14 protein-coding genes are annotated in these 14,080 nt (G+C 73.0%); 10 read left to right on the top strand and 4 right to left on the bottom strand.

Going from position 1 to position 14,080, the window contains the following annotated elements:
• Positions 1 to 136: 136 nt before the first annotated feature.
• Positions 137 to 2,401 carry an ATP-binding cassette domain-containing protein gene (locus ACIG3E_RS25240; protein WP_399620540.1) on the top strand — a complete coding sequence of 755 codons (2,265 nt, stop codon included), beginning with the start codon at positions 137 to 139 and terminating at the stop codon, positions 2,399 to 2,401.
• 89 nt (positions 2,402 to 2,490) lie between these two features.
• Positions 2,491 to 3,024: a GNAT family N-acetyltransferase gene (locus ACIG3E_RS25235; RefSeq protein ID WP_399620538.1), complete on the top strand. Its 534-nt coding sequence runs from the start codon at positions 2,491 to 2,493 to the stop codon at positions 3,022 to 3,024.
• A 1-nt stretch (position 3,025) separates the two neighbouring features.
• Here the strand turns inward: ACIG3E_RS25235 and ACIG3E_RS25230 are convergent, their stop codons facing one another.
• The gene (locus tag ACIG3E_RS25230) at positions 3,026 to 3,265 is read right to left on the bottom strand and encodes a chaplin (RefSeq protein WP_399620535.1); all 240 of its coding nucleotides are present in this window, start codon (positions 3,263 to 3,265) and stop codon (positions 3,026 to 3,028) included.
• A 342-nt stretch (positions 3,266 to 3,607) separates the two neighbouring features.
• Here ACIG3E_RS25230 and ACIG3E_RS25225 point away from each other — a divergent pair, with 342 nt between their 5' ends.
• The 6 genes from ACIG3E_RS25225 to ACIG3E_RS25200 all read left to right on the top strand — a co-directional run bounded on the left by ACIG3E_RS25225 (position 3,608) and on the right by ACIG3E_RS25200 (position 7,676).
• On the top strand, positions 3,608 to 4,834 hold the full coding sequence (locus tag ACIG3E_RS25225) for a cytochrome P450 (protein WP_399620533.1): 1,227 nt from the start codon (positions 3,608 to 3,610) through the stop codon (positions 4,832 to 4,834).
• Positions 4,834 to 5,028 carry a ferredoxin gene (locus ACIG3E_RS25220; protein WP_399620530.1) on the top strand — a complete coding sequence of 65 codons (195 nt, stop codon included), beginning with the start codon at positions 4,834 to 4,836 and terminating at the stop codon, positions 5,026 to 5,028. The genes ACIG3E_RS25225 and ACIG3E_RS25220 overlap by 1 nt, the downstream gene beginning before the upstream one ends.
• Positions 5,029 to 5,170: 142 nt before the next feature.
• Positions 5,171 to 5,677: a GNAT family N-acetyltransferase gene (locus tag ACIG3E_RS25215; protein WP_399620527.1), complete on the top strand. Its 507-nt coding sequence runs from the start codon at positions 5,171 to 5,173 to the stop codon at positions 5,675 to 5,677.
• A 66-nt stretch (positions 5,678 to 5,743) separates the two neighbouring features.
• On the top strand, positions 5,744 to 6,160 hold the full coding sequence (locus ACIG3E_RS25210) for a hypothetical protein (RefSeq protein WP_399620525.1): 417 nt from the start codon (positions 5,744 to 5,746) through the stop codon (positions 6,158 to 6,160).
• Between the two features lie 149 nt (positions 6,161 to 6,309).
• A complete protein-coding gene (locus ACIG3E_RS25205; RefSeq protein ID WP_399620522.1) occupies positions 6,310 to 6,897 on the top strand; it encodes a DoxX family protein in 588 nt (195 codons plus the stop codon).
• Positions 6,898 to 7,061: 164 nt separating this feature from the next.
• Positions 7,062 to 7,676, top strand: a complete 615-nt coding sequence (locus ACIG3E_RS25200) for a GrpB family protein (RefSeq protein WP_399620519.1) — start codon at positions 7,062 to 7,064, stop codon at positions 7,674 to 7,676.
• A 12-nt stretch (positions 7,677 to 7,688) separates the two neighbouring features.
• Here ACIG3E_RS25200 and ACIG3E_RS25195 read toward each other — a convergent pair whose 3' ends face one another.
• The 3 genes from ACIG3E_RS25195 to ACIG3E_RS25185 all read right to left on the bottom strand — a co-directional run bounded on the left by ACIG3E_RS25195 (position 7,689) and on the right by ACIG3E_RS25185 (position 11,406).
• On the bottom strand, positions 7,689 to 8,507 hold the full coding sequence (locus ACIG3E_RS25195; RefSeq protein ID WP_399620516.1) for an ATP nucleotide 3'-pyrophosphokinase: 819 nt from the start codon (positions 8,505 to 8,507) through the stop codon (positions 7,689 to 7,691).
• A 170-nt stretch (positions 8,508 to 8,677) separates the two neighbouring features.
• Complete coding sequence (locus ACIG3E_RS25190; protein ID WP_399620513.1) at positions 8,678 to 10,255, bottom strand: FAD-dependent monooxygenase; 1,578 nt, start codon at positions 10,253 to 10,255, stop codon at positions 8,678 to 8,680.
• Positions 10,256 to 10,401: 146 nt separating this feature from the next.
• Positions 10,402 to 11,406: a LacI family DNA-binding transcriptional regulator gene (locus ACIG3E_RS25185; RefSeq protein ID WP_399620510.1), complete on the bottom strand. Its 1,005-nt coding sequence runs from the start codon at positions 11,404 to 11,406 to the stop codon at positions 10,402 to 10,404.
• A gap of 262 nt (positions 11,407 to 11,668) precedes the next feature.
• On the opposite strand from ACIG3E_RS25185, the gene ACIG3E_RS25180 reads away from it, so the two are divergent.
• Together ACIG3E_RS25180 and ACIG3E_RS25175 are read left to right on the top strand one after the other, a co-directional pair.
• Positions 11,669 to 12,616 (top strand): nucleoside hydrolase, encoded by a 948-nt coding sequence (locus ACIG3E_RS25180; protein ID WP_399620507.1) that lies wholly within the window; start codon positions 11,669 to 11,671, stop codon positions 12,614 to 12,616.
• The gene (locus tag ACIG3E_RS25175) at positions 12,613 to 14,058 is read left to right on the top strand and encodes an MFS transporter (protein ID WP_399620504.1); all 1,446 of its coding nucleotides are present in this window, start codon (positions 12,613 to 12,615) and stop codon (positions 14,056 to 14,058) included. The genes ACIG3E_RS25180 and ACIG3E_RS25175 overlap by 4 nt, the downstream gene beginning before the upstream one ends.
• Positions 14,059 to 14,080 lie beyond the last annotated feature (22 nt).

The following is a 14,080-nucleotide window of genomic DNA, read 5'->3' as shown; positions in this document are numbered from 1 at the left end:
GAAGCCTTTCTGCACGCGCGGGGCGTGAGGCCTTGGCGAGTGCCCAGGTCGGAATGGCGTGGAGGATGGCCCCTCGACTCGACTGAGTACGGTGTACGCTGATCCCTCCGGTCGAACCAACGTGCGAGGAGCGCTCGTGAACGTCACCCCCGCAGACAGCCACACCGTGATCCAGGTCCGCGGCGCGCGGGCGAACAACTTGCGGAACGTCTCCCTCGACCTGCCGAAACGGCGCTTGACCGTCTTCACCGGAGTCTCGGGCTCGGGGAAGTCCTCGCTGGTCTTCGGCACGATCGCCGCCGAGTCGCAGCGGCTCATCAACGAGACGTACGCCGCGTTCATCCAGTCGTTCATGCCGAGCGTCGGCCGCCCCGACGTCGACGAGCTGCGCAACCTCAGCGCGGCCATCGTCGTCGACCAGGAGCGGATGGGCGCCAACTCGCGCTCCACGGTGGGCACCGCCACGGACGCCTACACGATGCTGCGCATCATCTTCAGCCGCCTCGGGGAGCCGGGCGTCGGCACCGCGGGGGCCTTCAGCTTCAATCTGCCCGAGGGCATGTGCCCGGACTGCGAGGGCACCGGCGAGGTCTCCACCGTCGACGTCGACCAGCTGGTGGACCGCGACCTCTCGCTGAACGAGGGCGCCATCACCGTCCCCTCCTACGCGGTGGACTCCTGGAGCTGGCAGATCATGGTCAACTCCGGCTTCCACGACCCCGACAAGAAGCTGCGGGACTTCACCGCGCGGGAGTGGGACGACCTCCTGCACAAGGCACCGGTCAAGGTGAAGGTGGGCTCCAACGGCTTCACGTATGAGGGCCTCGTCTCCAAGATGCAGCGGAGCTGGCTGGCGAAGGACCGCGAGTCGCTCCAGGCGCACATCAGGAGCTTCGTCGAGCGGGCGGTCGTCTTCGCCCGCTGCCCGCTCTGCGAGGGCACCCGCCTCACCCGGGCCGCACTCGGCTCGAAGGTGGGCGGGCTGAACATCGCCGAGTGTTCGGCGATGCAGATCAGCGACCTGGCGGCGTTCGTCCGCGGCATCGACGCGCCCGGCGTGGCGCCCCTGCTCGCCGGACTGCGGGACCTCCTCGACTCGCTCGTGGAGATCGGCCTCGGCTACCTCAGCCTGGACCGGCCCTCGGGCACGCTGTCCGGCGGCGAGGCACAGCGCGTGAAGATGGTGCGCCACCTCGGCTCCAGCATCACCGACGTGACGTACGTGTTCGACGAGCCGACCATCGGCCTGCACCCGCACGACATCCAGCGCATGAACGCCCTGCTGCTGCGGCTGCGCGACAAGGGCAACACCGTGCTCGTCGTCGAGCACAAGCCGGAGGTCGTCGCGATCGCCGACCACGTCGTGGACCTCGGCCCCGGCGCGGGGGAGGCGGGCGGCGAGATCTGCTACACCGGCGACGTGGCGGGCCTGCGCACGTCCGGCACGCTCACCGGACGCCACCTCGGACACCGCGCCGCGCTGCGCACACGCGTCCGTACGCCCCGGGGGCACCTGTCCATCAAGGGCGCCGACCGGCACAACCTCAAGGACGTGGCGGTCGACGTGCCGCTCGGGGTGCTCACCGTGGTCACCGGCGTCGCGGGCTCCGGCAAGAGCTCCCTGATCCACGGCTATCTGTCGGGGCAGGACGGGGTCGTGGTCGCCGACCAGTCGCCGATACGCGGCTCGCGCCGCTCGAACCCGGCGACGTACACCAACCTCCTCGGCCCCATCCGCACCGCCTTCGCCAAGGCCAACGGCGTCAAGGCGGCACTGTTCAGCGCCAACTCCGAAGGCGCCTGCCCGAAGTGCGGCGGCATCGGCCTCGTCTACACCGACCTCGCGATGACGGCGCAGGTCGCCTCGGTGTGCGAGGAGTGCGCGGGCAAGCGGTTCACGCCCGAGGTCCTGACCTACACGCTGCGCGGCAAGAACATCAGCGAGGTGCTCGGCATGTCGGTCGCGGAGGCGCACGCCTTCTTCCCGTCCGGCCAGGCGCACACCGTCCTCGGCCGCCTCCACGACGTCGGCCTTGGCTATCTGCGCCTCGGCCAGCCGCTCAACACCCTCTCCGGAGGCGAGCGGCAGCGCCTCAAGCTCGCCATCCACATGGCCGAGAAGGCGTCCACGTACGTCCTGGACGAGCCGACGACCGGACTGCACCTGGCCGACGTGGACAAGCTGCTCGCGCTCCTCGACCGGCTCGTCGACGACGGCAATTCGGTGGTCGTCATCGAACACCACCAGGCCGTCATGGCCCACGCCGACTGGATCATCGACCTCGGCCCGGGCGGCGGACACGACGGCGGCGAGGTGGTGTTCACCGGCACTCCCGCCGAACTGGTCGCGGACGCCGACACGCTGACGGCACGTCACTTGCGCGACTACGTGGCCTCCTGAGCCCGCGCCGTGGGGCGCGGGCCCCGCGCCCCACGGCACGCCCGCGATATTCGCTTGCCCTCGCGGCGGCAGACGACCACAGTCGCCCCGTGCGAAACATCGAGCTGTCGGACGGCGTGGTCACCCTGTCCCCCCTGACCCTGGAGGACGTCGACGCGCACCTGGCGGGCGAGGACGACCTCCTCGTGCGCTGGCTCAACGGCGAGCCGAGCACCCGGGCGAGCACGGAGGAGTACGTGCGCCACTGCCAGGACCAGTGGGCCGACGAGGGCACGCTGCGCGCCTTCGGCGTGCGCGCCGGTGACGAGCTGACCCTCGCGGGCACCATCGACGTACGGCTCACCGTCCCGGGCCTCGCCCCCGGCGCGGCCAACATCGCCTACGGGCTCTACCCCGCCTGGCGGGGCCGGGGCCTCGCGACCCGCGCGGTCGACCTGGTCTGCCGCTACACCGCGACCGAGGGCGCGCGCGTCGGCGTGATCCGGGTGGACCCCGCCAACGCCGCGTCGGAAGCGGTGGCGCGGCGCGCGGGCTTCACCTACATGAAGCAGGTCCGGGAGGCGGACGGGACGTGCCACAACTGGTACGTCCGCGACCTCAAGGGCCTCGCCGCGCCACGGTAGATCAGGGCTTCTCCGCGCACGCGTTGCCCGTGGCGGGGTTGAGCACGCCCACGACGTTCACGGTGTTGCCGCAGAGGTTCACGGGGATGTCGACCGGCACTTGGACGAGGTTGCCGCTGAGGACGCCCGGCGAGTTCTCCGCCTTGCCGTTGGCATCGGCGTCGGCGGCCGCCGAGGTGGCGCCGCCGACCAGCGTCGTCACGGCGAGCGCGGCCGAGGCGAGGAGTACGCGAGTGCGCATGGGTACCTCCTGGTGCGATGGAAGGGTTCCTCCCGAGCCTCGCCGCCGTGCGGCACGGGAGAAAGTCCTGGTAGCCCGATGGAATGAACAGCGAGAACCGGCCAATTCGGCGAGCCGTACGAGGCGTCCGGGTCCGGAACGGAATGAAGGTGACGGGGCGGGCGCGGGGCGGCGCGGCCCCACAAGGCACTGTTTCCGGCCTTCATCATCCCGGCGGGGGACATGCGCGACGAACTTGGCCGAACCACACGTCATCGAAATCGCTGTAGAGGGCATGTAGTGGGGAGCGGAACGCCTCGGGGGACCGGCAGACCTGTACGCCCGTCCGAAACCGGAGACAGCATGACGCAAGCAGCTCCCTTTCCTCAGGACCGTACCTGTCCCTACCACCCGCCCGCCGGCTACCGCCCACTGAGCGAACAGGGCCCCCTCAGCCGCATGACCCTCTACGACGACACCGAGGCCTGGGTCGTCACCGGGCACGCCGAGGCCCAGGCGCTGCTCACCGACGCCCGGCTCTCCGCGGACCGACAGAATCCGGCCTTCCCCTCCATCGCCCCCCGCTTCGAGCTCTCGCGCCGCGTGCGGACCGCGCTCCTCGGCGTGGACGACCCCGAACACAACAGACAGCGCCGCATGCTCATACCGCCGTTCGGCGTGAAGCGGGTGGCGGCGATGCGGCCCCGCATCCAGCACCTCGTCGACCAGCTCCTGGACACCATGCTCGAACAGGGACCGCCCGTGGACCTGGTGTCCGCGTTCGCCCTTCCGGTGCCGTCCATGGTGATCTGCGAGCTCCTCGGCGTGCCGTACGCCGACCACGACTTCTTCGAGGAGGCCTCGCGCCGCCTGCTGCGCGGCAAGACGGCCGACGAGGCCGAGGAGGCCCGCCTGGACCTCATGGACTACCTCGTGGGCCTGGTCGACCGGAAGAGCCGGGCCGCCGAGAGCCGCCCCACGGACGCGGCGGCCCCCACCGAAGGCCTGCTCGACGACCTCGTCCGCGAACGGCTGCACACCGACGAGCTCGACCGCGACGAACTGGCGCGGATCGCACTGATCCTGCTGGTCGCCGGGCACGAGACGACCGCCAACATGATCTCGCTCGGCACCTTCACCCTCCTCGAACACCCGGCACAGCTCGACGCCCTGCGCGCGGAGCCGGAGCTGATCCGCGACGCGGTGGAGGAACTGCTGCGCTTCCTGTCGATCGCCGACGCGCTCCAGCGGGTCGCCACCGCCGACATCGAGGTGGCCGGGCAGACCATCCGCGCGGGCGAGGGCGTCTTCCTCGCCGCCTCGGCCATCAACCGCGACGCCGCCGTCTACCCCGAACCGGACGACCTCGACGTCCGCAGAAGCGCCCGCCACCACCTGGCCTTCGGCTTCGGCATCCACCAGTGCCTCGGACAGAACCTCGCCCGCCTGGAGCTGGAGATCGCCTTCACCTCCCTCCTCGCCCGGGTCCCCGACCTGCGGCTCGCCGTCCCGGCGGACGAGGTCCCGATCAAGCCCGGCGACACCATCCAGGGCCTCATCGAACTGCCCGTCACCTGGGGGCGCGGCTGATGCGGATCACGATCGACACGGACCGCTGCATCGGCGCGGGACAGTGCGTCCTGACCGCCCCCGGCGTCTTCACCCAGGACGACGACGGCTTCAGCGCGCTGCTGCCCGAGAGCACCGACGCAGCGGACGACCCGATGCTGAAGGAGGCGGCACGCGCCTGCCCGGTGCAGGCCATCACCCTCGAGAGCGAGTGACGCACACGGGCGGGGACCGGCAGCGGCCCCCGCCCCCTCCCGCGAAGCCAGCGCCTCTGCGGCCCCTGGCCGACGGGGCGTCCCCGGCCAGAGGGGAAGAAAAGGGGAGGCGCCGCCCGGAGCCGTCGGGAACAATTGGATCATGCGCATCCGAGTGGTCGACCCCAGCGAATTCCCCCTGCTCCAGGACATCGAGAGGGCCGCGGGCCGCTCCTTCCGGGACGTCGGCATGCCGGAGATCGCCGAGGACGAGCCGCCCACGCTCGAAGAGCTCGGGCGGTACCAGCGGGCGGGGCGCGCCTGGGTCGCGGCCGACGACGCCGACCGGTCCGTCGCGTACCTCCTCGCGGACCACGTCGACGGCGACCTGCACATCGAGCAGGTGTCCGTGCACCCCGACCACGCGCGGCGCGGCGTCGGCCGCGCCCTCATCGAGCACCTGGCCGACACCGCAAGGGCCGGTGGGTTCCCCGCGCTGACCCTCACGACCTTCGCCGAGGTGCCCTGGAACGCGCCGTACTACGCCCGCTGCGGCTTCGAGACTGTCGACGAGGCGACGATCGGACCGCAGCTGCGGGCGGTGCGGCGGAACGAGGCCGCCCACGGCCTGGACCGGTGGCCGAGGGTGTGCATGCGCCGCCCGGTGTGAAGCCGTGGCACAACAGGCTCATTGAAGTCTTCAGTACCGCCCGGTCCGGACCTAGGATCGGGCGGCATGAGCGGGCGACAGCTCAGGACCCGGCGCGGGGCGCGGCACACCGGCGCGCGCGGCTTGGTCCTGTGCCTGTTGACGCTCGTGGTCTGCCTGCTCACCGTGGGGGGCCCGGGCGCGGCGTCGGCCTCCTCTCTCACGAAGAAGCCTGACCACGCGCGCACGATGGGCCTGATGGGCTCCTACCGCCCGGCCGTCGAGGTCTCGGTGGGCCCCGACACCAGCGGCTGCCAGGACGGGGACGCCCCGGACACGCCCCGTGGCGCGATGCCGCCCCGGCCCGACCAGCCCTGCGCGCCCGTGCCCCGGTCCGCGCCGACGAGCGGCGACGCGGTGCCCGTTGCCACCGCGTCGAGCCCGAAGGGCTGCGCGGACGCCACCGCCGTCGATCTCTACAGAACCCGCGTCATCAGAACGTAGAGGGCCCTCTCCTCCCTCGACGCTTCCCACGCCACGGACACGGCGTCCGACCGCTCCACCGGGCGCCCCCGCCCGCGCGGCCTCCGGCCGCGCGGCTTCCTCCGCATCCCTTCGCACCAAGACCCCTTTGCGCCAAGGAGAGATCCAGCATGTCTTCGTCCCCTTCCCGTCCCCCCGCCCCGCCCGAGGGCCTGATCGTGCCCGGCGCGCCGGTCGCCCACCGGGCCGCCCCCGGCGCTCCCGCGCTCCAGCCCGGCACCGACCTCGGTCTGCTGCTCCTGCGCGTCGCCGTCGGCTTGACCATGGCCGGTCACGGCACGCAGAAGCTGTTCGGCTGGTTCGACGGCGGCGGCTTGAACGGCACCGCCGACCACTTCGCCGCGGACGGCTACAAGGCCGCCAAGGCGATGGCCTGGGTCGCCGCCCTCACCGAGACCCTCTGCGGCCTCGGCCTCGCCATCGGCCTGCTCACCCCGCTCGCGGGCGCGGGCATCCTCGGCATCATGCTCAACGCCATCGCCACCAAGTGGGGCGGCGGATTCTTCGCCCCCGAGGGCATCGAGTACGACCTGGTCCTGCTCACCGGCGCCGTGGCCCTGGCCCTGACCGGACCCGGCCGCGTCGCCGCCGACCAGCTGCTGCCCGGGCTGCGCGACCACCGGTTCACGAGGGGCGTCGCGGCGGTCGCCCTCGGCGCGCTCTCGGCCGCGTTCGTCCTGGTCGTCCTGCGCGACTGAGGCGGTACTCCCGGCAGGGCCGGGGCGGTGCCCGCGGGAGCACGACCGCGGGCGTCGCCCCGGTGCCATGTCAGCGCGAGATGAACGCACTTGACTGCGGAACGATCCCCGCTTTGGGTGGGAGGGCCCATCGCCGAGCCCCTCGCCCTCGACCAGGAGCCGTCATGCCCGCACAGGAAAGCCAGGACGAGCCAGCGGCACGCGTGCCGATGACCGCCGAGAGCATCGAGGCGGCCACGGTCGGCGAAGTGCCCCGGCTCGACGGTCCTGTGACGCTCAGGGAGTACGATCCGCGCTGGCCCGAGGCCTTCGCGCGGGAGGCGGCACGCGTCCGCGCCGCGCTCGACGCGACACCGCACGCGCTGGAGCACGCGGGGTCCACCTCGGTGCCGGGCCTGACCGCCAAGCCGATCGTCGACATGGTGCTCACCGTCCCCGACCCCGGCGACGAGGAGGCGTACGTACCGGCCCTGGAGCGGATCGGTTTCCGGCTCGCCATCCGTGAACCCGAGTGGTATGAACACCGCGTGCTGCGCAAGCGGGACCTGGGGCCCGGCGCCGACGCGGCGAACCTGCACGTGTTCCCGCGCGGCTGCGCCGAGGTGACCCGCATGCTGCTGTTCCGCGACTGGCTGCGCGCCCACCCCGAGGACCGGGACCTGTACGCCCGCACCAAGCGAGCACTCGCCGCCCGCACCTGGACCTATACGCAGAACTACGCCGACGCCAAGTCGGACGTGGTCGCGGAGATCATGGAGCGGGCGGCGCAGGAGGGCTGAGCGCGGTGGGTGTCAGGCGGCCGGGGTCAGAGCCGTGCGGCGGGGCAGCGGCGCGGGTGCGGCGAGGGCGGGAGCGCCGTCCGGGACGGGCACCGCGGCGAAGATCGCGTCCTGCTGGGCCTGGAGCTCCTGCTTGCGCTCGGGGCTGGTCGAGGGCAGCCGCAGCTCCTCGTACAGCTTGTGCGTCTCCTCCTGGGCGTACTTACTCGCCGGGGTGTGGAACTGCACCTCGAACCGCTGCCGCGAATCCGACGCGCTCCAGCCGGAGTTGAGGCCTTTGTAGCCCTTCTCCCGGCCCCAGGTGTTGGACCACTTCGTGGTGTCGTTGCCCCAGGCGGACAGCACCTCGGCGGCGAGGGTGACGCCCGTGACGTAGCGGTCGTCGGGCCACTGGAGGGTGTAGCGCACCGCGTCGCTCAGCCGGGCCAGGGCGTCGTCGACGTTGCGCTCCGGATGGTCCTTGAGGTCCGTGGCGACCTTCCGCTTGAGGGAGTCGGGGGACTTGAGGCGGTGGTCGAAGCCGACGAGTTCGGCCCGGCTGAGGTCGGCGGCGGCCCGCACGTCGCGGCTGATGGCCGGTTCCGCCGCACGCGCGCGGGCGACGTACGCGTCGACCTTGCGGTTGTCCGCGGCGTCGAGGCGCAGGCCGTCGCGCTCCCAGCCACCCTCGTCGTCGTGCTGCGCCGCGCCGCCGTGCGGGGCGGTGGCGTGCTTGCCCGTCTTGCCGGAGTGGTCAGCGGCGTACGCGGTGAGCCCGGTGGCGGCCGTGGACAGGGTGAGGGCGGCGGCCAGTACGGCGGCCGTCCGGCCCAGGCGGTGCTGCGTGGTCATGCGGAGGTGGTGTCCCTTCTCGCGCGGGGCACCGCCCGCCCCGGGGCAGCGGGGCGGGCGGTGATCGTCGACGGGGACAACGGACGAGCGCGGCAGAAGTACCGTGCGGCGACTCGGTCGGTGGAACGTGGCCTGATGGGGCCGCCCGGCGGCGGGATCGCGTGGGGCCGTCAGGCGGTCGGCGAGCCGGTGACCGCCGCGAGGGCCCGGCGGAGCGTGGTGTCGCTCGGCGGGGCGTCGGGCCAGCGGGCGGCGATGTGGCCGTCGGGCCGGACGAGCAGCGCCCCGTGCGGGCCCAGGCCGCAGGGGTCCGCGTGTTCGCGGGGGAGGGCCTCGACCCGCAACGGCCAGGGCGCGGCGGGCAGGTGATCCCACTGGGCCGGGTCCGGGGTGAGCAGGGTGAACCACTCGCCAAAGGCGTCGAGCGTGGAGCGGCCCGGGGCGAGCCAGAGGTGGGGCATGCGGTGGCCCGGCTCCGGGGTGGGGACGTAGTCCGTGCCCCCTTCGGAGGAGTCGGACGCTTCCGGCGGGGCCGGGCCGTCGGCGAGGACCGCCCCGGAGCGATACGCCACGCCGAGCACCAGGCCGAGCTGTGCGAAGTACCGCTCAGACCAGGGGAGTTCGACCGGGTCTGCGACCGCCGTGCCCGAACGGAGCTGCTCGTTGCGGCGCGTCTGCACCTCGACCATGAGCCGGGTGCTGGCCACGGTCTGGTCGAGCGTCCGACGGGCCACGGGCAGGCGTTCCGTGCCGTACGTGTCGAGCAGGCTCGGCCCCGCCCACCCGTGCAGGACGCCCGCCAGCTTCCAGCAGAGGTTGTGCACGTCGGCGACGCCGGTGTTCATGCCCAGGCCGCCGGTGATGGGCAGCGCGTGCACGGCGTCACCGGCGAGCACCACGCGCCCCTGCCGGAAGCGCTCGGCTACGAACGCGTTCATCACCCAGTGCTGCACCCGCAGCACCTCGGGCCGCACCTCGGCGCCCGGCCCGAGCGCACGGGAGACGAGGTCGCGCCAGTCGGTGTGCGCGGCGCCGTCCGGGGTGGGCCCGAACCAGAGCCAGCCGCCCTCGGGGTGGACGGGACCGAACGACCCGTGCGCGGTGAAGTAGACCCCGGCGGGCTGGTCGGCGCTCCAGCGGCCGAGGTCGGCGTCGAACACGACGGTGGTGAAACGGCCCAGCTCACCGGGGCCGGTGGTGCCGATGCCCAGGAGCGGCCGGAGGGTGGAGTGCGCGCCGTCGGCGGCGAGGACGTACCGGGCACGGACCCGCGTCCGCTCGCCGTCGCCGTGGTCGGCGAGCACGGCCACGACGCCCTCGTCCGCCTCCGCCAGGCCGACGAGTTCGACCCCGAAGCGCACCGGTGCGTCGGCGGCCGCCAGCAGGGTGGGTTCCAGGCGGTCTTGGGAGGTGAGGACGCCGATCACGGGGCTCTCGGGCACCGGCTCGTTGACGCCGATCATCGCGGCCGTGGCGAAGTCGCGGTCGTACAGGGTGTCGCGGAAGCGGACGCGGCCGTACGCGGGCGCGAACGCGCGGCCCGCGATCCGGGCGGCGAGGCCGAGCCCGCGGTAGATCTCCATCGAGCGCACGTTGACGAGCCGGGACCGGGGGAAGGGCGAGAGGCCCGTGCGCTTCTCGACGAGCAGCGTCCGCACGCCCCAGCGCGCGAGCAGCGCGCGGGCGGTGAGCCCGACGGGGCCGCCCCCGACGATCAGCACCGCCGTCTCGGTGTCCACTCCGGGCATGTCGGCTCCTCAGCGGCGGTGCGGCGGCCTGGGCGGCGGCCGAGCCGGCATGAGGTCAATGTCCCGGACCCGGCGGCGGGCCGCAACGCCCGTGCCGCCGATCGCACCCGAACGTGCTCAGGAGGCCGGGCCGACCGGGAGCCCGCTCAGGGCAGGGGGCGGCTGGAGCCTCGTACCACCAGGTCGGGGGCCAGGCGGAGCGCGCGCCGCGGTCCGGCGCCGCCGGGGCCGAGGCGGTGGCCGAGCAACCGCGTCGCCTCGGCGGCCAGTTCGGCGACCGGCTGGCGGACCGTGGTGATGCCGGGGGCCGCGAGCTCCGCCATCGGGATGTCGTCGAAACCGGTGACGGCGACCTCGCCGGGCACGTCCGCGCCCAGCTCCCGCAGCCGCTGGAGCACACCGATCGCGATGAGGTCGTTCGCGCAGACCACGGCGTCGGGGCGGGCCTCCCCCAGCATGTCGACGGCGGCCCGGCCCCAGGCCACGGAGAAGTCGCCGAGCGCCACCCGCTCCGGCGCCCGGGGGTCGAGCGCGCCGGAACCGGCCGCGTACGCCGCGCGCCGTTCGGCCGCCGCCGACGCCGTGCCGTGCGCGCCGACGAAACAGGGCCGTCGGCGCCCGGTGGCCGCGAGGTGGTCCAGGACGAGCGCCATGCCCGCGGCGTTGTCGACGGCCACGGAGTCGGCGACGCCGGGACCGCACCGGCGGTCCAGGAGGACCAGCGGCACCCGCGCCGCCGCCGCGGCCACCGCGTCCCGGCTGCGCCGCTCGTCGGCGGGGATCACCAGGAGCGCGTCGACACGGCGGCTGAGCAGGTCGTCGATGCGCTCCGCCTCCGCCACGGGGTCGTCGTCGCAGTCGGCGAGCAGCACGGCCCGGCCTTCGGCGTGCAGCGCGTGGGTCAGCTCGCGGACCAGGGCCGGGTAGAAGGGATTGGTGATCTGCGGCAGGACGAGGCCGACCGTGCCGGTGGCGCGGCTGCGCAGGGCGCGGGCCGCGTGGTTGGGCCGGTAGCCGAGGCTCGCCGCGGCCGCCCGGACACGGCGGGCGGTGTCGGCGCCCACGGGCCGGGTTCCGGCGAGGACCCGCGAGACGGTGGCGACGGAGCAGCCGGAGGCCCGCGCCACGTCCCGCAGCGTTACGTCAGCCACGCCCGTGCCCCCTTCCCTCGGCCAATGTCCGGAGAACGTTATCAACGGCCACAGGGCTCGCCTGGGTGCCCAAGAGCGGCAGGGCCTCGGGCCGCCTCGCGCAGGCCCGACATCACACCAGCTCAGAGGCGTTGGGCGGGCACATGGACGGGGATGCTCCGGATCGTTGACATAATGCGCACCCGTGCACAAAGTCTTCGGAGAACGTTTTCCCGAGGTGACGCCCGCCAGCGCCGCCTCAGCCGAACAAAGAGGTTCCGCGATGGCCAGAAAGATCATCCTCGACTGCGACCCCGGGCATGACGACGCGATCGCCATGCTGCTGGCGCACGGCAATCCGGACGTCGAGCTGGTCGCGGTCACCACCGTCGTCGGCAACCAGACCCTGGAGAAGGTCACCCGCAACGCCCTGTCGGTGGCCCGCATCGCCGACATCACCGGCGTGCCCTTCGCGGCGGGCTGCCCCCGGCCCCTGGTGCGCGACGTCGAGGTCGCCGAGTCGATCCACGGCGAGAGCGGCCTGGACGGCCCCGTGCTGCCCGAGCCGACCCTGGAGCTCGACCACCGCCACGCCGTCGACCTCATCATCGACACGGTGATGTCCCACGAGCCCGGCGAGATCACCATCGTCCCGACGGCCGGTCTGACCAACATCGCCCTGGCCGTGCGCAAGGAACCCCGCATCGCCGAGCGCGTCCGCGAGGTCGTCCTCATGGGCGGCGGCTACCACACCGGCAACTGGAGCGCCGTCGCCGAGTTCAACATCAAGATCGACCCGGAGGCCGCGCACATCGTCTTCAACGAGCGCTGGCCCCTCACCATGGTCGGCCTCGACCTGACGCACCAGGCGCTCGCCACCCCCGAGGTCGTCGAGCGCATCGCCGCCGTGGGCACGCGGCCCGCCGCGTTCGTGAACGAGCTCCTGGACTTCTTCGGCTCCATGTACCTGCGGGAACAGGGCTTCGAGCACCCGCCGGTGCACGACCCGTGCGCCGTCGCGTACGTCATCGACCCGAGCGTCATGACGGTGCGCAAGGCCCCCGTGGACATCGAGCTGACCGGCACCCTGACCCTCGGCATGACCGTGGCCGACTTCCGCGCGCCCGCCCCCGCCGACTGCCACACCCAGGTCGCCGTCGACCTCGACCACGGCAGGTTCTGGGACCTCGTCGTCGACGCCCTGGAGCGCATCGGCGAGGTGCCCGCGTGAACGCCTCCTCCACCGCGTCCGCCACCGCGACCGCGCCGGGCAGCCGCCCGGTGCGGATCTGGGTCCTCGTCACCGCCCTCCTCGCGGCGTGCTTCGCCTTCCAGCTGAACGCGAGCATGCTCAGCCCCGCGCTGAAGAACGTCGAGGACTCCCTCGGCGCGACCACCGCCGAGGTCGGCCTGACCCAGACGGCGTTCTTCACCTCCGCCGCGCTGTTCTCCCTGTTCCTGCCGCGCCTGGGCGACCTCGTCGGCCGCCGCCGGGTGCTCGCCGCGATGATGGTCCTGATGGCCGTGGGCTGCGTCGTGGCCGCGCTCGCGCAGAGCGTGCCGATGCTGTTCGTCGGCCGCGTCATCCAGGGCGTGTCCGGGCCGACGGTCCCGCTCTGCCTGATCATGCTGCGCAACGAGGTCCACGAGCCCAAGCGGTACGGCACCCTGCTCGGCGTCATCACCGCCGTCAACGGCGGCATCGCGGGCGTCGACTCCATCGCGGGCGGCAAGCTCGCCGACCACTACGGCTTCCACTCGGTCTTCTGGGTGATGGCCGTCGTCGCCGCCCTCGCCGCCGTCCTGGTCGCCGTGCTCACCCCCGAGTCGACCGCCGACAACGCCGCCGAGACCCGCATGGACTGGCCCGGCGTGGCCATCCTGGTCGTCTCCGTCGGCGCGGCCCTGATCGCCCTCAACGAAGCCGGGAAGCTCGGCGACGCCAACTGGCCGCTCGTGGCCGCTCTCGCCGTCGTCGCCGCGGCCGCCTTCGCCGTGTTCTGGCGCGCGGAGGACCGCAGCAGCCACCCGCTGGTGGCCACCCGGCACCTGCGGCAGCGCTCCACCTGGGCCCTGCTCCTGACGACCGTGCTCACCATGACCGGCGTCTTCGCCGTCATGAACGGCATGATCCCCGCGTTCGCGCAGAACGCGGACGCCGGATTCGGCATGAGCGCCGAGCAGTCCGCCTGGTGGACCCTGACCCCCTACGCCCTCGCGGGCCTGGCCATGGGCCCCCTCGCGGGCCGCCTCGCCGCCACTCTCGGCTACGGCAAGGTCCTGCGCTTCGGCCTCGTCGGCTCGGCCGCGACGGTCGCCCTGATGCTCGTCACGCTCCAGGCCGACTCGCGCGCGCTGCTGCTCGTCTCGTCGATCCTCATCGGCGTCACGTACGCGGGCGTCGCCAACATCGTCCTCAACGGCCTCGGCATCGTCCTGTCCCCGAAGGAGGGCCCCGGCGTCCTGCCCGGCCTCAACGCGGGGGCGTTCAACCTGGGCGCGGGCCTGAGCTTCGCCGTCCTGTTCGCCGTGCAGACCGCGGCCGCGCCCGCGGACAAGACCTCGGTGGCGGGCTACTCGGCGGGCATGATCGCCGGAGTCGTCCTCATCGCGGCGGCGTTCGTGACGTCCTTCCTGATCCCGAAGCCGGTGACGGCGGAGGAGCATGCCTAGGCCCGTCCGCTGGGTCGCCCCG

The organism is Streptomyces sp. NPDC053474, from assembly GCF_044544845.1.
Lineage (GTDB): Bacteria > Actinomycetota > Actinomycetes > Streptomycetales > Streptomycetaceae > Streptomyces.
The sequence above is the reverse complement of the archived record's forward strand: the minus strand, read 5'-3'. Positions and strand labels throughout refer to the sequence as shown.

Excerpts from the sequence above, each read along its gene's own strand:
- ACIG3E_RS25220 (WP_399620530.1), top strand. The coding sequence starts at position 4,834 with ATGCGGATCACGATCGACACGGACCGCTGCATCGGCGCGGGACAGTGC.
- ACIG3E_RS25210 (WP_399620525.1), top strand. The coding sequence starts at position 5,744 with ATGAGCGGGCGACAGCTCAGGACCCGGCGCGGGGCGCGGCACACCGGC.
- ACIG3E_RS25230 (WP_399620535.1), bottom strand. The coding sequence starts at position 3,265 with ATGCGCACTCGCGTACTCCTCGCCTCGGCCGCGCTCGCCGTGACGACG.
- ACIG3E_RS25180 (WP_399620507.1), top strand. The coding sequence starts at position 11,669 with ATGGCCAGAAAGATCATCCTCGACTGCGACCCCGGGCATGACGACGCG.
- ACIG3E_RS25200 (WP_399620519.1), top strand. The coding sequence starts at position 7,062 with ATGCCCGCACAGGAAAGCCAGGACGAGCCAGCGGCACGCGTGCCGATG.
- ACIG3E_RS25215 (WP_399620527.1), top strand. The coding sequence starts at position 5,171 with ATGCGCATCCGAGTGGTCGACCCCAGCGAATTCCCCCTGCTCCAGGAC.
- ACIG3E_RS25225 (WP_399620533.1), top strand. The coding sequence starts at position 3,608 with ATGACGCAAGCAGCTCCCTTTCCTCAGGACCGTACCTGTCCCTACCAC.
- ACIG3E_RS25205 (WP_399620522.1), top strand. The coding sequence starts at position 6,310 with ATGTCTTCGTCCCCTTCCCGTCCCCCCGCCCCGCCCGAGGGCCTGATC.
- ACIG3E_RS25195 (WP_399620516.1), bottom strand. The coding sequence starts at position 8,507 with ATGACCACGCAGCACCGCCTGGGCCGGACGGCCGCCGTACTGGCCGCC.
- ACIG3E_RS25190 (WP_399620513.1), bottom strand. The coding sequence starts at position 10,255 with ATGCCCGGAGTGGACACCGAGACGGCGGTGCTGATCGTCGGGGGCGGC.